This is a genomic window from Pseudomonas mangiferae, assembly GCF_007109405.1.
Taxonomy (GTDB): domain Bacteria; phylum Pseudomonadota; class Gammaproteobacteria; order Pseudomonadales; family Pseudomonadaceae; genus Pseudomonas_T; species Pseudomonas_T mangiferae.
This window is the reverse complement of the sequence record NZ_VJOY01000006.1, coordinates 193,752-213,716: the sequence shown is the minus strand read 5'-3', so window position 1 is coordinate 213,716 and position 19,965 is coordinate 193,752. Positions and strand designations below refer to the sequence as shown.

Here is a 19,965-nt window from a genome sequence, read left to right as displayed (position 1 = left end):
CGACCCCACGGGTCGGCTTTTTATTGCCTGCGATTCAGTGCTCAGGGCTCCAGCGGAGCCGCGAGGTCCGCCTGCTCGCCGGGAACGCTGGGCTCGCCGATGTCCACCGGCAAACCGTCTTCCGCCGCCACCACGTCGCGGATGACCTCCCAGTTGAGCTGCGGGTTGGCGCCCAGATCCTGGCGATTGAGCAGGGCATTGACCACTACCGCATGCTTGTCCACCACGGTGGACGGCTCGCCTTCGTCATTCAGCGGCGCGTGGGCTTCCAGGTAGATCCTCCCGCCGCTCATGCCGAACTTGTACGGCATGTTGACGATGCGCACCGGGGTCCCCACGGGCGCCATGGCCGCCAGCGCCAAAACGTTGTTGTTCAGCATGCGGAAGCAGCCGTGGCTGACCCGCATGCCAATGCCGAACTTCTTGTTGGAACCGTGGATCAGGTACCCCGGAAGCCCCAGGGTGAACTTGAACGGGCCCAGCGGGTTGTCCGGCCCGGGCGGGACGATGGTGGGCAGCGGGTCGCCATCGGCCGCGTGTTCCTCGCGGATCGACTCGGGCGGGTACCAGGCCGGGTTGCTGGTCTTGCCGGTGATGGTGGTGGCGCTGATGGGCGAGCCCCAGCCCTCGCGGCCGATGCCGAGCGGGTAGGTGTACACGGTGTTCTGCCCTTTCGGGTAGTAATACAGCCGGTACTCCGCCAGGTTGATGACGATCCCCTCGCGTGGGCCCGGGGGCAGGATGTAGCGGGTGGGTAGGACGATCTCGGCGCCCTCCCCCGGCAGCCAGGGATCGATGCCCGGGTTGGCGGCCACCATCTCCAGGTAACCCAGGTCGTTGGCCGTGCCGATGTCGGCGAACGTATCCTCGTACTTCGCCTTCACCACCTGCACCTGGCCGATGATGTCTTCCCCGGGAGGTGGGAGGGGAAATTCCAGGGCGGCGGCGGAACCGCCGCCGAGCAGCATGGCAATGGACAGGCAACGGGTGACGGCGGACAAGCGCGGCAACATCCGGGAATCCTTGGGAGTGGCTAATCGGAAAGCTCGGGATTGTACACTGGCGCCGCAAGCGCCGGGGAAGTCAGCGGGCGGGCCAGTCCGGGTGCTGGCCACGCCGCTGCGCCTGCAACACCTTCAGGCAGTCGGGGCACAGGCGTGGATCGCGCAAGGCGTCGGCCTGCAGGGTTCGCCACAACGGGCGCGCCGGCAGCAGGCCGCGGCACAGGGTACGGTCGGCATGGCTGCCCAGCTCCAGCTGACGCGCCACGAGATGCAAGCGGACCTCGCGGCAGGCGAACAGATCCAGTTGCTCGTCCGGCTCGATCAAGCAGTAACCAAACAAGGACCAGGCGGGACGTGGCATGGGGGGCTCCGGGGAAGGCGCGCAACCTTAGCCGAAAGCGCCTGCCCGGAAAAGCCTCGGCCGTACCGAATGGCGCCAGGGAAAGTCCCCTGCCAGAGCGGACGAACCCGCAATACAGGCCAACCCACACAAGGGCCGGGCCCCTCCCTTTATTACAGGAGCGGCTTCAGGGTCGGCCAGACATTCTCCAGCAGCGTGTCCTGGGCGCTGGCCGCCGGGTGAATGCCGTCCGGCTGCATCATCCCGGGCACGCCGCCAACGCCATCGAGGAAGAACGGCACCAGCGCCACCTTCTTCTCCTCGGCCAGGTCCTGGTAAACCTGGGCGAACTCCCGCACATAGCGCGCCCCGTAGTTGGGCGGCAGGCGCATGCCCAGCAACAGCACCTTCGCCCCACTCGCCTGGGACGCCTCGATCATCGCGGCAAGATTTCGTTGCAATTGCGCGGGGGGTTGTCCCCGCAGCCCATCGTTGCCGCCCAGCTCCACGATCACCAAGTCCGGACGGTGCTGCGTGAGCAGCGTGGGCAGCCGCGAGAGCCCGCCCGCACTGGTGTCGCCACTGATGGAGGCGTTCACCACGGTCTGTGGTTTGCCTTCTTTCTGCAGCCTGCGATCCAGCAACGAGACCCAGCCCTGGCTGGTATCCAGCCCCAAAGCCGCGCTGATACTATCGCCGACGACCAGAACGGTCCCCGCCGTTGCCTGCTGGGCGAATACCACCAGCGCCAGCAGGCAGCTCCGCATCAACCCCTTACGCATTGGATTCTCCATGGGCGCGAGCATGCTTGTTGCGCGGAACCTTAGCAAAGTGGTCACCAGCACGGAAGGCGAACTGGCCATCCTCCACGACCTCTCCTTCGAACTCGCCGCCGGCGATAGCCTGGCCATCGTCGGCCGCTCCGGCTCCGGCAAGTCCACGCTGCTCGGCCTGCTGGCCGGCCTCGACCTGCCCAGCACCGGGGGTGTCCAATTGGCCGGCCATGCCCTGGAAACCCTCGACGAGGACCGCCGCGCCCGCGTCCGCGCGGAACACGTGGGCTTCGTCTTCCAGGCCTTCCAGTTGCTGGACAACCTGGACGCCCTGGAAAACGTCATGCTGCCCCTGGAACTGGACGGCCGCCACGACGCCCGGGAGCGTGCCGTCGACCTGCTGCAGCGGGTCGGCCTCGGCCAGCGCCTGCACCACACCCCGCGGCAACTGTCCGGCGGCGAACAGCAGCGGGTCGCCATCGCCCGAGCCTTCGCCGCGGAGCCCGACGTGCTGTTCGCCGACGAGCCCACCGGCAACCTGGACAGCCAGACCGGCGAGCGCATCAGCGACCTGCTGTTCCAGCTGAACCGTGAGCGCGGCACCACGCTCGTCCTGGTGACCCATGACGAGCGCCTGGCCCAACGCTGCCATCGGCTGATCCGCCTGGAAGGCGGCCGCCTGGTGGCGTCCACGAACGCGCCATGAGTCCTCTTTCCCTTCCTCGCCTGCTGCGCCTGGCACTGCGCCAACTGCTGCGCGATGCCCGTGCCGGCGAGCTGCGCGTGCTGTTCTTCGCCCTGCTGATCGCGGTGGCGGCCAGCACCGCCATCGGCTATTTCGGAGCCCGGCTCAACGGCGCCATGCTGCTGCGTGCGACGGAATTCCTCGGCGCCGACCTGCTCCTCAGCGGCTCCACCCCCGCCACCCCCGAGCAGCTGGAACGTGGCACCCGCCTTGGTCTTCGCCATGCCCAGGGGGTGGAGTTCTCCAGCGTCATCGCGGGCGATGGCGGCATCCAGTTGAGCAGCGTCAAGGCGGTGGATGACCCCTACCCCCTGCGTGGCACGTTGCGCAGTGCCTTGCAGCCTCTCGGTGAAGAGCACATTGGTGGCGGACCGGCGCCGGGCGAGGCCTGGGTCGAGGCGCGCCTGCTGACCGCCCTGGACCTGAAGATCGGCGACAGCATCGACGTGGGCATGAAGTCGCTGCGCCTGAGCCGCGTGCTCACCTTCGAACCGGACCGCGCCGGCGATTTCTACAGCCTTACCCCGCGCGTTCTGATGAACCTGGCCGACCTGCAGGCCACCAAGGTGGTACAGCCCGGTAGCCGGGTGCGCTACCTGGATTTCTGGAGCGGACCAGCGGACGCGCTGGGTCGCTATGGACAGGCTGTGAAGCCCGGTCTCGCACCGAACCAGCGCCTGGAGGATGCCCGCAGCGGCAACCGGCAGATCGGCGGAGCCCTGGGGCGTGCCGAGCGTTACCTGAACCTGGCCAGCCTCGCGGCGATCCTGCTGGCGGGCGTGGCGGTGGCGCTGTCGGCCAACCGCTTCGCCAGCCGCCGCTTCGATGCCAGCGCCCTGCTGCGATGCCTGGGCCTGTCCCGCCGCGAGGCCCTGGGCCTGTTCGGCCTGCAGCTGACCCTGATCGGCCTGCTGGCGAGCCTGGTGGGTGCCCTCGCTGGCTGGCTCGCCCAGAGCGCTCTCTTCGTCCTGCTGGGCGACCTGCTGCCCATGGGCGTACCCGGCGGTGGCCTGAAGCCGGCCCTGGCCGGCATCGCCACCGGCCTCGTGGCCCTGGCGGGGTTCGCCCTGCCGACCCTGGCCGCCCTTGGCCGCGTTCCACCCCTGCGGGTGTTGCGCCGCGACCTGCTGCCGGTGCCCCTGGCGTCCTGGGCCGTCTACGGCGCCGCGCTGCTGGCCCTCGGCCTGATCATGTGGCGACTGAGCCTCGACCTGCGCCTGACCCTGGCGCTGCTGGGTGGCGGCCTGGCGGCCAGCCTGCTCCTGGGCGGCCTGTTATTACTGGGACTGCGCAGCCTACGCCGGCTCATGGCGCGCTCGGCGCTGCCCTGGCGGCTGGGTCTCGGCCAGTTGCTCCGCCATCCCCTGGCGGCCGCCGGCCAGTCCCTGGCCTTCGGCCTGATCCTGCTGGCCATGGCGCTGATCGCGCTGCTGCGCGGCGAATTGCTGGACAGCTGGCGCGAACGCCTGCCGGCCGACGCGCCGAACCAGTTCGTGCTCAACGTGCTGCCGGCGGAGAAGGATGCCTTCGAGGCACGGGTCGCCGCGTTGTCGCCCCGTCACGCGCCGCTCTACCCGGTGATCCCCGGGCGCCTGGTGCAGATCAATGACGAACCGGTCAAGGCCCGGGTCAGCAAGGACAGCCGCGGCGAGCGAGCCACCCAGCGCGACCTCAGCCTGACCTGGGCGGCGGACTTGCCGGCAGAGAACCGCCTGGTGGCGGGCGACTGGTGGTCGGATGTCCGGCCGGGCGAGCTGCCGGGGGTCTCGGTGGAATCGGGGCTCGCGGAAAACCTGGGGCTGGCCCTGGGCGACCGCTTGACCTTCAACATCGCAGGCATGACCCGTGACGTCCGGGTGACCAGCCTGCGGGAGGTGAACTGGGACAACTTCCAGCCCAACTTCTTCATGATCTTCCAGCCGGGCACGCTGGCCGACCTGCCCACTACCTACATGACCAGCTTCTACCTGCCACCCGGTCACGACCGGGAGCTGGTGGAGCTGTCCCGGGCGTTTCCCGCGGTCACCCTGCTGCAGGTGGAGGCGATCCTCGCCCAGGTGCGCGACATCCTCGCCCAGGTGACCCTGGCGGTGGAGTTCGTGCTGCTGTTCGTGCTGGCCGCAGGCCTGGCCGTGCTGTTCGCCGGCCTGCAGGCGACCTTGGACGAGCGCATTCGCCAGGGCGCCCTGCTGCGGGCGCTGGGCGCGGAGCGACGCTTGCTATTGCGTGCCCGCAGCGCCGAGTTCGCCCTGCTGGGCGCCTCCAGCGGCGTACTGGCGGCCCTGGGCTGCGAGGTGGTGAGCAGCCTGCTCTATACCTACGCCTTCGACCTGCATTGGCGGCCCCATCCCTGGCTGTTGCTGCTACCGGTGCTGGGGGCCGCCCTGGTGATGGCTGCCGGGCTGTTCGGCACCCGCCGCGCCCTCACCGCCAGCCCGCTGACGGTGCTGCGCGAAGCCTGATAGGCTTCGCGCTCCTTCGTCCCGCAGGATCGCCATGAGTCGCTATCGCCCGCCCCGCACCGCCGGAACGCCCCTGATCACCCCGGAAGGCGAAGCCCGCCTGCGCGCCGAGCTGCATGAGCTGTGGCACGTCAGGCGGCCCCAGGTGACCCAGGCGGTGAGCGAGGCCGCGGCCCTGGGCGACCGCTCGGAAAACGCCGAATACATCTACGGCAAGAAGATGCTGCGGGAGATCGACAGCCGGGTTCGCTTCCTCACCAAGCGCCTGGAGAAGCTCAAGGCGGTCAGCGAGCGCCCCAGCGATCCGAACAAGGTGTATTTCGGCGCCTGGGTCACGCTGGAGGACGAGGGGGGACAGGAAGCCCGCTACCGCATCGTCGGCCCCGATGAGCTGGACCTGAAGCAGAACCTCATCAGCATCGACTCGCCCCTGGCACGCGCCCTGGTGGGCAAGGCGCTGGACGCCGAGGTCAGGGTCGCCACGCCCACCGGCGAGAAATGCTGGTACGTGGTGCAGATCGACTACCCCTGACCCCACGCTTGGCGCTTACCGCCGGACGATCAGCCCCTGGCGCGCGACCCGCACCAGTTCCGCGATGCTCGCTTCGAGCCCGTGGGCAGGCGGCGCGGGCAGTACGGCGAAGTCGAAGCTGTCGTCGGCGAAGCGTGCCAGCGACTGCTCCTCGCGGACGAACTGGATGAGGAAGGTGCGGGGCCCGGCCCAGCGCTTAGGCCAGCCATCCAGGTAGCGCAGCAGGGTGGGCTGGTGATTGCCGCCGAGCAGGATGCGCGGATTGCGCTGGATCAGCCCGGAAGTGATCGGGGCCAGTCGGATGAAGGGTTGGGGAGCGTTCATGGTGGTCATGCTTCCGCCTCGAGAATCCCGCTGGGCAGCGGTGAGAGGCGACACCGAACCAGCGCTTTAGCGGTATTTCGGATCCTCGCCAGAGGGTCCAGGCGCCCCGCAAGTAGCTGTCTAAATCGGCGCATGGCGGAAATCCTAAAAAGCCGGCGCGGTGCTGTCAAGGCGCCATCCACCGGCTCGTCTCGCGCTGTCAATGGAACGTCGGTCGCTCCGGCGGCTTTACCCCCTCCTTTCGTTGGGCCTCCCGGCCCGGGCGCTGCTCGCGCGGCTGCCAGACGTGGAACCGTAACCACGTCCAGCGTCGCGAAACGTTCCCGTAGGCGGCAGTCGGTCACACCCTCTCGTTTCGCCCCGTAACAAAACGAACGTCCCGGATTCATCCCTTTCTCCTGCGATCGACTTCGTAAACCCCATCCCAGAGCCGTCCCTTCAAGGGGGACGGCGTTTGGCACGCTTTCTGCGCCGTGACCCTCGATGTCCGTAGCCAGGACGCCGCGGCATCGTGCAAGGACGCTCCATAACCAACCAGAACGAGAGTGCCATGAAAAAAAACAGGAATTTGCTCGCGCTCCTGATCGGAGCAGGCCTCGGCATTACGGCCTCCGGTATCCCTCAAACTGCCCTGTCGGCTTCGTCCGGCTACACCCAGACCAAGTACCCGATCGTTCTCACCCACGGCATGCTGGGCTTCGACAATATCCTGGGGATCGATTACTGGTATGGCATACCTTCGGCGCTTCGCAAGGACGGCGCCACGGTCTACGTCACTCACGTCAGCCAGCTGAACACCTCCGAGGCCCGGGGAGAGGAACTGCTGGAGCAGGTGGAAGAGATCGCCGCCATCAGCGGCAAAGGCAAGGTCAACCTGATCGGCCACAGCCACGGGGGGCCGACCATCCGTTACCTGGCGGCGATCCGCCCGGACCTGGTGGCCTCGGTGACCAGCGTCGGCTCGCCCCACAAGGGCTCGGCCACCGCCGACTTCCTGCGCAAGGTACCCAAGGATTCCGCCGGTGAAGCGATCCTGGCCGGCATCACCAATGGCCTCGGCGCGCTGATCAATTTCCTCTCCGGCAGCCGCACCACCACCCCGCAGAACGCCCTGGGCTCGCTGGAATCCCTCAACAGCGTCGGCGCTGCGGCTTTCAACGCCAAGTATCCCCAGGGTATTCCCGCCAGCGCCTGTGGCGAGGGTGCCTACCAGGTGAATGGCGTGCGCTACTACTCCTGGGGCGGCACCAGCCCGCTGACCAACCTGCTGGACCCCAGCGACATCCTGCTGGGCGCCACCTCCCTGACTTTCAAGGAGGCCAACGACGGTCTGGTGGGTCGCTGTAGTTCCCATATGGGCAAGGTGATCCGCGACGATTACCGGATGAACCACCTCGACGAGGTCAACCAGACCTTCGGCCTCACCAGCCTGTTCGAGACCGATCCGGTCAGCGTCTACCGGCAACACGCCAACCGCCTGAAGAACGAGGGGCTTTGACCGTTCACCGGGGCCTTCGGGCCCCGGTGTGCTTGCAGGGATGAAACCGTGAAGAAACTGTTGCTTCTCCTTCCGCTGGTGTTCGGCATCAGCCTTGTGGTGCCGCTGAACCTGCCGTCGGCCGACGCCCCCAACCTGGCGCGCCGGGCTCCGCCTTCCATCCAGAAGACCCCGGCCCCGGAGGCCTCGACGCCGCCACGGGGCGAACCGGTCGCCGCATCGACCCCGGCAAAGACGGCCACCTCCGCCCTGCCCCGTTCCTTCGACGGCACCGAGGTGGATGGCCACTTCCGCGTGGACGCCGCCGGCAACCTGGTGATCGGCGAGGAAATCCGCCACCTCTTCGATTACTTCCTCAGCACCCTGGGCGAGGAGCCCCTGGCCCGCAGCCTGACCCGCCTGCGCGCCTACATCGCCGCGCAATTGGGCGCCCCGGCCCGAGACCAGGCCCTGGCGCTGTTGAACCAATACCTGGACTACAAGCGCGAGCTGGTGCGCCTGGAACAGGACTGGCCGCAACGGCCCGACCTGGACACCCTGCGCCAGCGGGAAACAGCGGTCCATGCACTGCGCGCCCGGCTGTTCAGCGCGGAGACGCACCAGGCGTTCTTCGCCGACGAAGAAGCCTACAACGGCTTCACCCTGGAGCGGCTGGCGATCCGCCAGGCACCGGGCCTGGACGACGCCGCCAAGGCCGCGGCCATCGACCGGCTGCGGGACGCCCTTCCGGAAAACCTGCGGGACGTGGTGCTGACCCAGCTCCACAGCGAGCTGCAGGCGGAGACCGATCGCCTGCGGGCGGAAGGAGCCTCCGCGGAAAGCGTGCGCCAGGCACGCCTGCAGATCGTCGGTGCCGAGGCCACGCAGCGCCTGGAGAGCCTGGACCACCAGCGCGCCGCCTGGCAGGGGCGCCTGCAGCAGTACCAGCAGGAAAAGCGCGCCATCCAGACCACGCGGGGCCTGAGCGAAGCGGACAAGCAGGCGGCCATTCAGCGACTGGCGGAAGAGCGCTTCGACACGCGGGAGCGCCTGCGGCTGGACGCCGCCGAAGAACTGGCCGAGGCCCGGGCGGCGGCGAGAAAACCGTGAGGACGAGGCCGGCGCCTGGGCCGGCCGTTCCACTGGCTCAACGGGCCAGGCGACGATCCAGGGACAGCGGACCGGCGCCTTCCACCAGCAAGGTGGCGGCGATCAGCATCAGGATCATGGCGTACTCGAAGCCGCCCTCGGTGATGAAGAAGCCGGCCGCCCAGTGCACGCTGGCGATGGCCACCAGCATGGCGACGATCAGCGCCACCGCCGCGGGCCTGACCAGCAGGCCCACCACCAGAGCCAATCCGCCGAAGAATTCCGCGCTGCCGGCGAGCAGCGCCATCAGGTAGCCCGGATGCAGGCCGATGGACTCCATCCACTGGCCGGTGCCGGCCAGTCCGTAGCCGCCGAACAGGCCGAACAGTTTCTGGGAACCGTGGGCCATGAAGGTCAGCCCGGTGACGATACGCAGCAAGGCAATGCCGAAACCGGCGCGGGTGGCGAACAGGGAACGAAGGGTGAAGGTCATGGCGCAGCTCCTGATAAGTAGGTGGCGCCATGCTATTCGATTGAGTCGATATTAAAACCGCAAAAACCGCGTGATCATGATCGCCCTATTCGATCACTTCGCGGTGCTGGCGTACTTCTCCCGGGGTTCCAGGCGGTCACGCTCGCGATCGTAGGCCAGGTAGTACTTGTTCACGCTGTTGACGTAGCTGACCACGCCCATCCCGAGTTGCTCAGCCGCTACCCGTTCCACCTGGAAGAACCACTGGTCCGGGTTCAGGCCACGCCGCTTCGCCTCCGCCCGCAGGCTCTGCACCCGCTGGGGGCCCACATTGTAGGCGGCGAGGATGAAGGCCATGCGCTCCCGCTCGTTGAAGCGCGGGCTGGCGAAATAGGTCCGGCGCAGCTGCGCCAGGTACTTGGCGGACGCCTGGACATTCCCGTCCAGGCCGCGCACGTCGCTGATGCCGACGCTGGTGGCGGCGCTCGGGGTGATCTGCATCAAGCCGGTGGCGCCGCTGGCGCCTCGCGCCTGGGGATTCAGGCTCGACTCCTTGAACGCCAGGGCCGCCAGGTTCAGCCAGTCCAGCTGATTCTGCCCGGCATAGCGCTGCAGCACCGGGCGCAGCTTCTCCAGCCGCTGGCGGTCGGCCCGCTGCAAGGGGGTATGGACCTGGTAGAGGCGCCGGTAGACGCGCTGGAAGGCCACGTCCTGATTGGCCGGTGCGCAGTAGCCGGTGAGGAAGCGGTCGACACTGGCCTGGAGCATGCCGGCGTCGCGACGGGTGAACCAGACCATGTCGCCGCCATTGTCCAGCACCAGGTGGCGCTCGATGCGCAGCTTCGGCATGACCTTGGCCCAGCGCTCCGCGATGGGCTGTTCCACCGCGGTCATGCTGAAGATGCCGGCCTGGACCATCTCCAGCACGTCCTCCACCGCCAGGCTCGGATCGATCCACTCCACCCCGATGGGTGCCAGCTTGCGCTGGCCGAGGCGTTGATTGACCCCGTGCAACGCCTCGCCCGCGGTGCTGCCCACCGGCAGCACCAAGGTGCGGCCGGCGAGCTGCTCCAGGCGCTTGTAGCGGCGCTCGCCCTGCCGGCTGACCAGTACCATGGGTACGTCGCGGCGGATCGGCGTGCTGGCGCGGATATCCAGCCCACCATGGGGGTTGAGCAGTTCGCCCGGGGCGACGATATCGCCCTCCCCGCGCTGCAACGCGGCCAGTAACTGATCCTTGGCCTTGGGGATGAGCTTGAGGCGAATCTCGCGCCCATCACGGCCGTCCCGGTTGAGGAACTGCTCGAAGGCACGCAGGCGGTTGTATTCGATGCCGATGGCCTCGCCACCGACTTCACCGGAGCTGTTGCGGCTCTGATTCACCAGGACCCGCAACACCCCGCTCCTGCGGATGTCCGCCAGGTCGCGGGTATGGCCGGGGGGAATCTGCCAGGCCTCGGGCGGGCCTACCAGGCGGGCCGCCGCCGGGAACGGCAGCAGCACCAGACAAATAAGAAGCAGCAGCGGTCGGGTCATCTGTTCTCCAGGGCCAAAAATGCCGGCGCGGGTAAGAGACCCACTTCGTCCGGCACGCCCTCAACTGTCTTCGCCAATGTATTCCCGGGCGCGCCAAGGCGCGGAGGGTCTCACAGCACGCCGCACCGCGCCAGACCGGTCGCAGTAACGACTTCAAGAAACAGTGTCAAGTTTTTGTAAATACTGGCTTTCTTAAAAAGCCCGGGGCTTTGATATGCTGCCTCGCGACAAGTTCGAGGCTGCCACCATGCAACTCATCGATATCGGCGTCAATCTCACCCACGCCCGCTTCGACAGTGATCGGGCCGCCGTACTGGCGCGCGCCCGGGCGGTGGGCGTGGAGCAACTGGTCCTGACGGGCACCCATGCCGAGGACAGCGAACAGGCGCTGGCGCTCTGCCGCGCGCTCGACGGTACCGGAACCCGGCTGTTCGCCACCGCCGGGGTGCACCCCCACGAAGCCAGCCACTGGAGCGCCGAGACCGCTCGTCGGTTGGAGGCTTTGCTGGCCGAGCCGGAAGTCCGTGCGGTGGGCGAATGCGGGCTGGACTTCAACCGCGACTTCTCGCCCCGGCCACAACAGGAAAAGGCACTGGAGGAACAACTGGCCCTGGCAGCGCGCCTGGGCAAGCCGGTGTTCCTGCATGAGCGCGATGCCGACGAGCGCCTGCTGGCGATCCTCAGGACCTATCGCGACCACCTGTCCGCTGCCGTGGTCCACTGCTTCACCGGCGAGAAACGGGCGCTTTACCGCTACCTCGACCTGGACCTGCATGTCGGCATCACCGGCTGGATCTGCGACGAGCGCCGCGGCACCCACCTGCACCCGCTGGTGGGCGAAATCCCCAAGGGCCGGTTGATGCTGGAAAGCGATGCGCCGTACCTGTTGCCCCGCACCCTGCAGCCCCGGCCACGGGACGGGCGTAACGAGCCGGCCTACCTGCCCGAGGTGCTACGCGAGGTGGCCCGGCACCGGGGCGAGTCAGAAGTGGAACTGGCCTTGCATACCCATGACTGTGCGCGACGCTTTTTTGACCTGCCCGATCCACTGCCGGACAGCGGAACGCAGACAGGCGATTGAAGCCCACTATGCTGTGACGAGGCGACTCAGGAGCGTCGACGCCCGTTGATAGAGATCAACAAGGGTGGCACTGTTTTCCACCAGACTGCTGGCCCCGTGCCAGAAGATCACCTCAGCCGAGAGCAAGAACAAACATGGGCGCTTGGATTCGCGATATTTCCCTCCGCTACAAGTTCTGGGCCGTCAACGCGGTCGCGTTCCTCACCACCCTCGCCCTGGTGCTGTATGCCATGCACCTGGAGCAGGACGCCCGCGAGCAGCTGGCCCACCAGTCAGCGGCAGCCCAGGCCGATCTGCTGAGGGCCTGGCCGGCGCCCCAGGCGCTGCCGCAGCGCCACGACCTCCTGTACTTCGCACCGGGGACCACGCCGCGAGACGGCAGCCAGGCGCTGCCCGAGCTGACCAGCGCCAACGGTTGGGTCGAACTGGGCTACGACCACTGGTTCGGCGATGACCCGCTGATCGGCGCCCAGGTCCAGGACCTGCCGAACGGCCAGCGCCTGGCCGTGCTTGCCCGTGGCATGAGCCTGACCCAAGTGTTCGCCGAGCGGGCGATCAACTACGCCGGCGCGGTGTTCGTGTTGATGCTGGCATTGCTGGCCGCGTCCCAGTTGCTGATCCGCTTCCTGTTGTCCCACCTCAACACCCTGAAGGACGTCATGCTCCACGTGGAGAAATCCGGCGACCTGTCTGCCCGGGTCCCTCTGGACAGCCGCGACGAGGTGGGCCAGATGGCCACCGCTTTCAATGCCATGCAAACCGGCTACCAGCGGGTTGTGGGTACCGTCACGCAGGCGGCGGCGCGCCTCGACGACGGCGCCTCGCGGCTGGCCGACAACATGCACGACGTCCGCCAGGGCATGCTCGGCCAGCAGAGCGAGACCGATCAGGCCGCCACCGCCATCAACGAGATGTCCACTACCGTGCACAACATCGCCCAGCACGCCGGGGACACTCGGAGTCAGTCCGAATCCGCCGACCGGCTGGCGGGCGCCGGCAAGGAAGTCGTGGGCAAGGTGGAGCGCTCCATCGCCGAACTGTCCCGGGGCGTGCAGCAGACCGCCGAGATGATCGGCCAGCTGGCGGAGGACAGCCAGAAGATCAGTGGCGTGGTCAACGTGATCCATGGCATCGCCGAGCAGACCAACCTCCTCGCCCTGAACGCTGCCATCGAAGCCGCCCGGGCGGGCGAGCAGGGCCGCGGCTTCGCCGTGGTGGCCGAGGAAGTGCGCAACCTGGCCAAGCGGGTGCAGGACTCCACCGACGAGATCACCCAGATGATCGGCACCCTGCAGGCCGGCACCCGCGACGCGGTGGAATTCATGCGGGAGAGTTCGTTGAAGGCGGATGACTGCGTACAAGAGGCCAACGCCGCGGGCTCCGCCTTGTCCGCCATCACCGAGGCCGTGGCGCTGATGCGCGAGAGCAATACCCAGATCGCCGTGGCCGCGGAGCAGCAGAGCCAGGTCGCCGAGGAGATGACCCGCTCGGTGGTGGGCATCCGCGACGTCACCGAACTCACCGTGCGCCAGACCATCGACTCCGCCACCACCAGCAAGGAACTGGCCGCTCTGGCCGCCGAGCTGTCCCGGGCCATCCGGCAACTGAAGCTCTGATGGCAGCGGTGCTATCCGGGCGATAGCGAGGATCGATTTCGTCCGGGCCGCTTCGACTCCCTAGAGTGACGGGGTATTTCGAGGAGGAACGCGCCATGCTGCAACGACTTCACCTGGCCCGGCAGCCGACCGGTTTCACCGATTCGCCCGTGTCCCTGCTGGCCGCCGCACTGTTCGTGCCGGGCACGCTCAGCGTGCTGCTGGGCCTTGGCCAGGCGAGCCCCGTCGCCCTGGCCTTGGGCCTGATCACCATGGCCGCTGCCCGCAGTCTGCAGGTCCAGGTGTCCCGCCACCCAGGGCAGGTCGGCCACTCCGCCTGACAGCGACTTCTCTGTCTTCGACTGGCCCGCGGCGTGGGTTGCCCACACCGCGCCGGCCCGTTTCATCATGCTCTGGCATGAGCGGCCGGGAACATGCTTGTCGCCACGGCTGCTGGCCGTTAGCCTTCAGCGACTTTTCGAGCGGAGTCGCCTCATGCAAAACATTGCCCTCGTCGCCGGTTCGAGCCGGCCCAACAGCCAGTCGGGCAAGGTCGCGCGCTACTTGCGCCAGCGCCTGATCGCCCTCGGGCTCAGCAGCGAGACCCACAGCAGCATCATCGACCTGGGCCAGGACCCGCTGCCCCAGTGGCCCAGCGACGGCGCCGCCCATTGGCCGGAGCATGCCGCCAAGCTGCAGGCGGCCGATGCGGTGGTAGTGGTCGCGCCAGAGTTCCATGGCATGGCCTCGCCGGCCCTGAAGAATTTCTTCCTCTATGCCACCAAGACCGAACTGGCCCACAAGCCGGGCCTGCTGGTGGGGATCTCCTCGGGTGTCGGTGGCGCCTACCCCATCAGCGAGCTGCGCGCCTCCGGCTACAAGAACTGCCGCCTGTGCTATCTGCCCGAGCACCTCATCGTCCGCCATGTGGACAAGGTGCTGAACGACGCAGACGCGGCGAGCGAGGACGACCGTCGCATTCGCGAACGCGCCGACTATGCCCTGGACATCCTGGCCCGCTACGCCGAGGCGTTGAAGCCGGTGCGCGCCGCCATCGACATGGGCAACCCGGTGTTCGCCAACGGCATGTGACGCCACGCCGGGCCGATGCGCCCGGCGCATTGCCTCACTGGCGCGCCAGGCGCCGGTTGTCGGTCTGCAACGGGTGGGTGCTGCGGTAGGGATTGATGTCCAGGCCGCCGCGCCGCACGTAGCGGGCGTACACCGTCAGGTGCTCCGGCGCCAGCAGAGCCAACAGGTCGAGGAAAATCCGCTCCACGCACTGCTCGTGGAAATCGGCGTGCTGGCGGAAGCTCACCAGGTACGCCAGCAGGCTGGCGGGCTCCAGCCGCCGCGAACCGCGATAGGCCACCACCAGCGAGCCCCAGTCCGGCTGGCCGGTGACCGGGCAATTGGATTTCAGCAAATGGCTGTGCAGCACCTCGTCCACTGCCTCGCCCGCCTCGCTGCGCAGCAGCTCCGCGCGCGGATGTTCGTAGTGAGTGATGGCCACGTCCAGCTCGTCGATGCAGCGACCCGGCAAGGCCGCCACGCCTTCGGCCTCCACCTCTGCCAGGGTACGAACCCGCACCGCTACCGGCGCACCGGCGACGGCCGACAGGTCGCGCCGTAGTACGGCGGTCAGCGCCTCGGCATCCGCAAAGGCGCTCTGGTTGAGGGAATTGAGGTACAGCTTGAAGGACTTGGACTCGATGATGTTCGGCGAGTCGGCCGGGATGGCGAACTCACCGATGGCCACCACCGGCTTGCCCGACGGGGTCAGCCAGGACAGCTCGTAGCAGGTCCAGTAGTCGACGCCCTGGTAGGGCAGCCGATCGGCCGCCAGGCCCAGTTCCTGCCACTTGGGCGCGCGGGAGATGGGGAACAGCAGGGAGGGCGTGTAGTCGGCGATGTAGGCGCTGGCCTTGCCCAGAGGCGAGTGCTCGGCAGGATGTTGCATGGCGGCGGACCGGTGTGGCTCACGGGGGCGGCATTATAACGGGCGGCTCGCCGGCCGCCCGCCTTTCCACCCGATCGCGCGCGCCTAGGGCTGGACGTTCAGCGAACCCACCATGCCGGCCTGGTAATGCCCCGGCACGTTGCAGGCAAACTGCAGGCCGCTGGCCTCCTTGAAGGTCCAGGTCAGCTCGGCGCGCTTGCCCGGCTCCACCAGCACGCTGTTGGGGTCATCGTGGCGCATGGGCTTCCCGCCGTGCTCCATGCCCGCCATGTCATGGCCGGCCATGTGCCCATCCCTCTTCATCGCCGTCGGCGTGAGCAGGCCGGCCTGCTGCATCTTCTGCATTTCCTGCTGGTGATGGGCGTGCATGGCGGCGTCGCCGAGGTTGAATTCGTGCAGCAGCGCACCCTCGTTCTTCAACACGAACCGCACGGTCTCGCCGGCCTTAACGTCGAGGCTGGCCGGCCGGTAGAACATGTCGCCCATGACGATCTCCACGGTGCGGTCAGCCTTGGCGGCCGGCGCCGGCTCGCCGAACGCGAAACCGCCAGCCGGCGCATCGGCCTGGGCGGTGGCGGCCAGCATGGTGAAGGACAGGACGGCGAGGGAGAAACGGATGACAGCCATGGCAGGCTCCAGAACGGTGACGATGATTGCAGCCTAGCGCGCCGCGTCTGGCGGTCAGCTGACCGCCACATGACAAAACCGTCAGGTTCGCCCGTGCGCGGCCCCACGGGGTATAAAGCAGCCTGGAACGCCCCGGGAGACCCCCATGAAGCTGCTGATCGTCGAAGACGAGCCGAAGACCGGCCAGTACCTGCGCCAGGGCCTGGCCGAGGCCGGCTTCGGGGTGGAACTGGCCTGCGACGGGCTGGATGGCGAGCACCTGGCGCTGACCGGCGACTTCGACCTGATCGTGCTGGACGTGATGCTGCCGGGCCGGGACGGCTGGCAGGTGCTGCGGGCGATCCGCGCGGCCGGGCTGGCGGTGCCGGTGCTGTTCCTCACCGCCCGCGACGCGGTGGAAGACCGCGTCCGCGGCCTGGAGCACGGCGCCGACGACTACCTGGTGAAACCCTTCGCCTTCGCCGAGCTGCTGGCCCGGGTGCGCACGCTGCTGCGTCGCGGCCAGGGCCAGACCCAGGAGACCGCGCTGCGCTGCGCAGGCCTGCAGGTGGACCTGCTGCGCCGCAGGGTGGAACGGGACGGCAAGCGCCTCGACCTGACCGCCAAGGAATTCGCCCTGCTGGAACTGCTGCTGCGGCGCCAGGGCGAGGTGCTGCCCAAGTCTCTGATCGCCTCCCAGGTCTGGGACATGAATTTCGACAGCGACACCAACGTCATTGAAGTGGCGATCCGCCGGCTGCGCAACAAGGTGGACGACGGCTTCGCCCAGCCGCTGATCCACACCGTACGCGGCATGGGTTACGTGCTCGAGGCCCGCGAAGCCTGATGCGCCGCCTGTCCCTGAGCGCCCGTCTGGGCCTGCTGTTCGCGCTCTGCACCGGTGCGGTGTCGCTCATCGCCGGCACCCTCTTCGACCGGGCCAGCGAAGCCCACTTCATCGAGCTCGACCGGGAATTGCTGACCAGCCGCCTGGCCGGCTTTCGCGAGGTGCTGGCAGGCGTCGACTCGCCCCAGGCGCTCTCGACGCGACGTGTGGCCCTGGACACCGAACTGGCCCGCCACCCCGACCTGGGCCTGGAGGTGCGGGGCCTCCGGGGCGAACCGTGGCTGGAGCGGCAACCGGGTGGCGAGCAGCATTCTGGCGGCATGTCCGAGGCCACTGCCGTGCGCAGCCTGGACGCGCCCCTCGACCCGCAGCAACCCGACGGGCCACAGCTGACCCTGCTGCTGGACATCACCCACCACCAGCACTTCCTCGAACGCATGCAGCGCCTGATCTGGCTGACCGTGGGGCTGTCCGCCCTGGCCACCGCGCTGCTGGGCGCCTGGGTCGCCCGCAGTGGCCTGCGTCCGCTGCGGCAGATGACCGAGCTGGCCTCGCGCATCTCCGCCCGGTCCCTCACCGAGCGCCTGCCGGAGGCCGGGGCCCCGGCAGAACTGGCCGAGCTGATCGTCACCTTCAATGCCATGCTGGCCCGCCTGGAAGACGCTTTCGCCCGGCTCTCCGCATTCTCCGCTGACATCGCCCACGAGCTGCGCACGCCGCTGTCCAACCTGCTCACCCAGACCCAGGTGGTGCTGGGCCGGCCGCGCCCGCTGGAGGACTACCGCGAGGCGCTGCACTCCAACCTGGAGGAGCTGCAGCGGCTGGCGCAGATGGTTAATGACATGCTCTTCCTGGCCAAGGCCGACCACGGCCTGCTGGCCCCGGATCGCCATCCGCTGCGGCTGGAAAAAGAACTGGATGCGATGCTGGAGTACTTCGCTCCCCTGGCGGAGGAGCGTGGTCTCGTCCTCAGCCGCCATGGCCAGGCGACCTGGCCGGCTGACCGCGGCATGCTCCGCCGTGCCCTGTCCAACCTGCTGGACAATGCCCTGCGCTTCACCCCGGACGGCGGCGAAGTCCGCCTCGACCTGACACCCTTCGACGGCGGCGTGCGCCTGGTGGTGGCCAACCAGGGCACCCCGCTCGACCCCGGCGCCCTGCCGCGCCTGTTCGATCGCTTCTACCGGGTCGACCCGGCACGCCGCGAGGGTGGTCGCGAACACGCCGGCCTGGGCCTGGCCATCACCCGTTCCATCGTCCTCGCCCATGGCGGCGAGATCCACTGCGAGTCCGACCCGGGTTGGACCCGCTTCATCCTCAGGTTCGCCGAGACGCCTGCCCCGGCGGACGACCTCAGGTGCGCATCCCGCGACCACTGACCAAGAGGCGCACGCAGAATACGTAGAGCACCACCGTGGTGAACAGCATCAGGCCGATGGCGACACCGATGTCGATGTCGGACACCCCGAGGATGCCGTAGCGGAACGCGTTGACCATGTGCAGGATCGGGTTGCCCAGGGACACGGTCTGCCAGAACGGCGGCAGCAGGTGGATCGAGTAGAACACGCCGCCCAGGTAGGTCAGCGGGGTCAGGACGAAAGTCGGGATGATGGAGATGTCGTCGAAGTTGCGGGCGAACACCGCGTTGATGAAGCCCCCCAGGGAGAACACCGTGGCGGTCAGCACCACCACCAGCACGGTGATGCCCAGGTGGTGCACCTGCAGGTGGGTGAAGAACAGCGACAGTAGCGTGACGATCGCCCCCACCGCCAACCCGCGCAGCACGCCGCCGATGGTGTAGCCCAGGAGGATGGTATGGGGCGACACCGGCGCCACCATCAGTTCTTCCACCGAGCGCTGGAACTTGCTGCCGAAGAAGCTGGACACCACGTTGCCGTAGGCGTTGGTGATCACCGACATCATGATCAGGCCCGGCACGATGTATTCCATGTAGGTGAAGCCGTCCATCTCGCCGATCTGCCGGCCGATCAGGCTGCCGAAGATGACGAAGTACAGCACCATGGTAATGGCGGGCGGCAGCAGGGTCTGCGCCCAGATGCGCATGAAGCGGCGCACCTCGCGGTAGACGATGGTGTTGAGGGCTACCAGGTTCGGACGCAGTTCGCTCATACGGCTACCTTCGACAGGTTCTTTTCCACCAGCGAGACGAACAGTTCCTCGAGGCGATTGGTCTTGTTGCGCAGGCTGAGCACGTCGATGCCGTGTTCCGCCAATTGGCGGAACAGCTCGGTCATGCCGCGGCTCTTGTCCACCTGCACCTCCAGGGTACGGGCGTCCGCCAGCCGCGACGGGTAACCGCCCAGGGCCGGGGCGACAGCCAGCGGGGTCTTCAGGTCCAGCAGGAAGGTCTCCACGTGCAGCTTGCCGAGCAGCTCGCGCATGCCAGTGTTCTCGACGATGGTGCCGTGGTCGATGATGCCGATGTTGCGGCAGAGCTGCTCCGCCTCCTCCAGGTAGTGGGTGGTGAGGATAATGGTGATGCCCTGCCGGTTCTGCTCGGTGAGGAAGCCCCACATGGACCGGCGCAGCTCGATGTCGACCCCGGCGGTGGGCTCGTCGAGGATCAACAACCGCGGCCGGTGCACCAGCGCACGGGCGATCATCAGGCGCCGCTTCATGCCGCCGGACAGGGTCCGGGACTGCTCGTTGCGCTTGTCCCACAGGCCCAGCTGGGTCAGGTACTCCTCGGCGCGGGCCTTGGCGTCCCGGGCCGGGATGCCGTAGTAGCCGGCCTGGGTCACGACGATGTCGAAGACCTTTTCGAACTGGTTGAAGTTGAACTCCTGGGGCACGACCCCCAGGCAGCGCTTGAGCGCGTACGGTTCGCGGTCGAGGTCGTGGCCGAAGACGTTCACCGTGCCGCTGGTCTTGTTCACCAGGGTGGAAAGGATGCCGATGGTGGTGGACTTGCCGGCCCCGTTGGGGCCGAGCAAGGCGAAGAAATCGCCTTCGGCGACATCCAGGTCAATGCCCTTGAGGGCCTGGAAGCCGTTGCCGTAGGTCTTGGTCAACTGCCGGATGGACAGAGCAGAACTCATGGAATGCACGCCAGGAAAAAGAAGGAAGCTAGATGAGGGTTGAGGCCGGTCATTACAACCGCG

The 19,965-nt window shown here is 67.8% G+C and carries 21 protein-coding genes and 1 pseudogene; 12 read left to right on the top strand and 10 right to left on the bottom strand.

What is annotated here, in order from left to right; translation table 11 throughout:
- Positions 1–41: 41 nt before the first annotated feature.
- The 3 genes from FM069_RS10455 to FM069_RS10445 form a co-directional block, all read right to left on the bottom strand.
- Complete coding sequence (locus FM069_RS10455; protein WP_143488242.1) at positions 42–1,013, bottom strand: L,D-transpeptidase family protein; 972 nt, start codon at positions 1,011–1,013, stop codon at positions 42–44.
- Positions 1,014–1,083: 70 nt separating this feature from the next.
- On the bottom strand, positions 1,084–1,365 hold the full coding sequence (locus FM069_RS10450) for a hypothetical protein (protein ID WP_143488241.1): 282 nt from the start codon (positions 1,363–1,365) through the stop codon (positions 1,084–1,086).
- Between the two features lie 152 nt (positions 1,366–1,517).
- A complete protein-coding gene (locus FM069_RS10445; RefSeq protein ID WP_143488240.1) occupies positions 1,518–2,126 on the bottom strand; it encodes an arylesterase in 609 nt (202 codons plus the stop codon).
- 10 nt (positions 2,127–2,136) lie between these two features.
- Between FM069_RS10445 and FM069_RS10440 the strand changes: the two genes are divergently transcribed.
- From FM069_RS10440 to greB, 3 genes are read left to right on the top strand one after another with little or no spacing between them, the layout of a single operon-like run.
- On the top strand, positions 2,137–2,823 hold the full coding sequence (locus FM069_RS10440) for an ABC transporter ATP-binding protein (protein WP_143488239.1): 687 nt from the start codon (positions 2,137–2,139) through the stop codon (positions 2,821–2,823).
- Complete coding sequence (locus FM069_RS10435; protein ID WP_143488238.1) at positions 2,820–5,324, top strand: ABC transporter permease; 2,505 nt, start codon at positions 2,820–2,822, stop codon at positions 5,322–5,324. The genes FM069_RS10440 and FM069_RS10435 overlap by 4 nt, the downstream gene beginning before the upstream one ends.
- 34 nt (positions 5,325–5,358) lie before the next feature.
- Positions 5,359–5,856: a transcription elongation factor GreB gene (greB, locus tag FM069_RS10430; protein ID WP_143488237.1), complete on the top strand. Its 498-nt coding sequence runs from the start codon at positions 5,359–5,361 to the stop codon at positions 5,854–5,856.
- A gap of 15 nt (positions 5,857–5,871) precedes the next feature.
- Here the strand turns inward: greB and FM069_RS10425 are convergent, their stop codons facing one another.
- Entirely contained in the window at positions 5,872–6,180 is a 309-nt protein-coding gene (locus FM069_RS10425; RefSeq protein WP_143488236.1) for a class I SAM-dependent methyltransferase, read from the bottom strand.
- 550 nt (positions 6,181–6,730) lie between these two features.
- Between FM069_RS10425 and FM069_RS10420 the strand changes: the two genes are divergently transcribed.
- The gene (locus FM069_RS10420; protein WP_143488235.1) at positions 6,731–7,678 is read left to right on the top strand and encodes a triacylglycerol lipase; all 948 of its coding nucleotides are present in this window, start codon (positions 6,731–6,733) and stop codon (positions 7,676–7,678) included.
- 48 nt (positions 7,679–7,726) lie between these two features.
- Positions 7,727–8,767: a lipase secretion chaperone gene (locus tag FM069_RS10415; protein ID WP_143488234.1), complete on the top strand. Its 1,041-nt coding sequence runs from the start codon at positions 7,727–7,729 to the stop codon at positions 8,765–8,767.
- Between the two features lie 37 nt (positions 8,768–8,804).
- Here FM069_RS10415 and FM069_RS10410 read toward each other — a convergent pair whose 3' ends face one another.
- Together FM069_RS10410 and FM069_RS10405 are read right to left on the bottom strand one after the other, a co-directional pair.
- A complete protein-coding gene (locus tag FM069_RS10410; protein WP_143488233.1) occupies positions 8,805–9,239 on the bottom strand; it encodes a DoxX family protein in 435 nt (144 codons plus the stop codon).
- Between the two features lie 93 nt (positions 9,240–9,332).
- Positions 9,333–10,754: an MltF family protein gene (locus FM069_RS10405; protein ID WP_143488232.1), complete on the bottom strand. Its 1,422-nt coding sequence runs from the start codon at positions 10,752–10,754 to the stop codon at positions 9,333–9,335.
- Between the two features lie 247 nt (positions 10,755–11,001).
- Between FM069_RS10405 and FM069_RS10400 the strand changes: the two genes are divergently transcribed.
- The 5 genes and pseudogenes from FM069_RS10400 to FM069_RS10385 all read left to right on the top strand — a co-directional run bounded on the left by FM069_RS10400 (position 11,002) and on the right by FM069_RS10385 (position 14,522).
- Positions 11,002–11,835: a TatD family hydrolase gene (locus tag FM069_RS10400; protein WP_143488231.1), complete on the top strand. Its 834-nt coding sequence runs from the start codon at positions 11,002–11,004 to the stop codon at positions 11,833–11,835.
- A gap of 134 nt (positions 11,836–11,969) precedes the next feature.
- A pseudogene (locus FM069_RS22295) lies at positions 11,970–12,584 on the top strand (HAMP domain-containing protein); the annotation flags it as partial.
- Positions 12,567–13,451 carry a methyl-accepting chemotaxis protein gene (locus FM069_RS22290; RefSeq protein ID WP_407681575.1) on the top strand — a complete coding sequence of 295 codons (885 nt, stop codon included), beginning with the start codon at positions 12,567–12,569 and terminating at the stop codon, positions 13,449–13,451. The pseudogene FM069_RS22295 and the gene FM069_RS22290, both read left to right, overlap by 18 nt.
- Positions 13,452–13,546: 95 nt before the next feature.
- Positions 13,547–13,771 carry a hypothetical protein gene (locus FM069_RS10390; RefSeq protein WP_143488229.1) on the top strand — a complete coding sequence of 75 codons (225 nt, stop codon included), beginning with the start codon at positions 13,547–13,549 and terminating at the stop codon, positions 13,769–13,771.
- Between the two features lie 154 nt (positions 13,772–13,925).
- A complete protein-coding gene (locus FM069_RS10385) occupies positions 13,926–14,522 on the top strand; it encodes an NADPH-dependent FMN reductase (protein WP_143488228.1) in 597 nt (198 codons plus the stop codon).
- A gap of 34 nt (positions 14,523–14,556) precedes the next feature.
- On the opposite strand, the gene queF is transcribed toward FM069_RS10385, so the two are convergent.
- On the bottom strand, positions 14,557–15,390 hold the full coding sequence (gene queF, locus FM069_RS10380) for an NADPH-dependent 7-cyano-7-deazaguanine reductase QueF (protein ID WP_143488227.1): 834 nt from the start codon (positions 15,388–15,390) through the stop codon (positions 14,557–14,559).
- 84 nt (positions 15,391–15,474) lie between these two features.
- Complete coding sequence (locus FM069_RS10375; RefSeq protein WP_233282023.1) at positions 15,475–15,975, bottom strand: cupredoxin domain-containing protein; 501 nt, start codon at positions 15,973–15,975, stop codon at positions 15,475–15,477.
- Positions 15,976–16,162: 187 nt separating this feature from the next.
- Between FM069_RS10375 and FM069_RS10370 the strand changes: the two genes are divergently transcribed.
- Positions 16,163–16,843: a heavy metal response regulator transcription factor gene (locus tag FM069_RS10370; RefSeq protein ID WP_143488225.1), complete on the top strand. Its 681-nt coding sequence runs from the start codon at positions 16,163–16,165 to the stop codon at positions 16,841–16,843.
- Positions 16,840–18,222, top strand: coding sequence for a heavy metal sensor histidine kinase (locus tag FM069_RS10365; RefSeq protein ID WP_143488224.1), 1,383 nt, complete (start codon positions 16,840–16,842; stop codon positions 18,220–18,222). The genes FM069_RS10370 and FM069_RS10365 overlap by 4 nt, the downstream gene beginning before the upstream one ends.
- On the opposite strand, the gene FM069_RS10360 is transcribed toward FM069_RS10365, so the two are convergent.
- Together FM069_RS10360 and FM069_RS10355 are read right to left on the bottom strand one after the other, a co-directional pair.
- Positions 18,197–18,973, bottom strand: coding sequence for an ABC transporter permease (locus FM069_RS10360; protein ID WP_143488223.1), 777 nt, complete (start codon positions 18,971–18,973; stop codon positions 18,197–18,199). The genes FM069_RS10365 and FM069_RS10360 overlap by 26 nt on opposite strands.
- The gene (locus tag FM069_RS10355; protein ID WP_143488222.1) at positions 18,970–19,902 is read right to left on the bottom strand and encodes an ABC transporter ATP-binding protein; all 933 of its coding nucleotides are present in this window, start codon (positions 19,900–19,902) and stop codon (positions 18,970–18,972) included. Before FM069_RS10355 ends, FM069_RS10360 begins: the two co-directional genes overlap by 4 nt.
- Between the last annotated feature and the right edge of the window lie 63 nt (positions 19,903–19,965).

Excerpts from the sequence above, each read along its gene's own strand:
- FM069_RS10455 (WP_143488242.1), bottom strand. The coding sequence starts at position 1,013 with ATGTTGCCGCGCTTGTCCGCCGTCACCCGTTGCCTGTCCATTGCCATG.
- FM069_RS10450 (WP_143488241.1), bottom strand. The coding sequence starts at position 1,365 with ATGCCACGTCCCGCCTGGTCCTTGTTTGGTTACTGCTTGATCGAGCCG.
- FM069_RS10445 (WP_143488240.1), bottom strand. The coding sequence starts at position 2,126 with ATGCGTAAGGGGTTGATGCGGAGCTGCCTGCTGGCGCTGGTGGTATTC.
- FM069_RS10440 (WP_143488239.1), top strand. The coding sequence starts at position 2,137 with ATGGGCGCGAGCATGCTTGTTGCGCGGAACCTTAGCAAAGTGGTCACC.
- FM069_RS10435 (WP_143488238.1), top strand. The coding sequence starts at position 2,820 with ATGAGTCCTCTTTCCCTTCCTCGCCTGCTGCGCCTGGCACTGCGCCAA.
- greB (WP_143488237.1), top strand. The coding sequence starts at position 5,359 with ATGAGTCGCTATCGCCCGCCCCGCACCGCCGGAACGCCCCTGATCACC.
- FM069_RS10425 (WP_143488236.1), bottom strand. The coding sequence starts at position 6,180 with ATGAACGCTCCCCAACCCTTCATCCGACTGGCCCCGATCACTTCCGGG.
- FM069_RS10420 (WP_143488235.1), top strand. The coding sequence starts at position 6,731 with ATGAAAAAAAACAGGAATTTGCTCGCGCTCCTGATCGGAGCAGGCCTC.
- FM069_RS10410 (WP_143488233.1), bottom strand. The coding sequence starts at position 9,239 with ATGACCTTCACCCTTCGTTCCCTGTTCGCCACCCGCGCCGGTTTCGGC.
- FM069_RS10405 (WP_143488232.1), bottom strand. The coding sequence starts at position 10,754 with ATGACCCGACCGCTGCTGCTTCTTATTTGTCTGGTGCTGCTGCCGTTC.
- FM069_RS10400 (WP_143488231.1), top strand. The coding sequence starts at position 11,002 with ATGCAACTCATCGATATCGGCGTCAATCTCACCCACGCCCGCTTCGAC.
- FM069_RS22290 (WP_407681575.1), top strand. The coding sequence starts at position 12,567 with ATGGCCACCGCTTTCAATGCCATGCAAACCGGCTACCAGCGGGTTGTG.
- FM069_RS10390 (WP_143488229.1), top strand. The coding sequence starts at position 13,547 with ATGCTGCAACGACTTCACCTGGCCCGGCAGCCGACCGGTTTCACCGAT.
- FM069_RS10385 (WP_143488228.1), top strand. The coding sequence starts at position 13,926 with ATGCAAAACATTGCCCTCGTCGCCGGTTCGAGCCGGCCCAACAGCCAG.
- queF (WP_143488227.1), bottom strand. The coding sequence starts at position 15,390 with ATGCAACATCCTGCCGAGCACTCGCCTCTGGGCAAGGCCAGCGCCTAC.
- FM069_RS10375 (WP_233282023.1), bottom strand. The coding sequence starts at position 15,975 with ATGCTGGCCGCCACCGCCCAGGCCGATGCGCCGGCTGGCGGTTTCGCG.
- FM069_RS10370 (WP_143488225.1), top strand. The coding sequence starts at position 16,163 with ATGAAGCTGCTGATCGTCGAAGACGAGCCGAAGACCGGCCAGTACCTG.
- FM069_RS10360 (WP_143488223.1), bottom strand. The coding sequence starts at position 18,973 with ATGAGCGAACTGCGTCCGAACCTGGTAGCCCTCAACACCATCGTCTAC.
- FM069_RS10355 (WP_143488222.1), bottom strand. The coding sequence starts at position 19,902 with ATGAGTTCTGCTCTGTCCATCCGGCAGTTGACCAAGACCTACGGCAAC.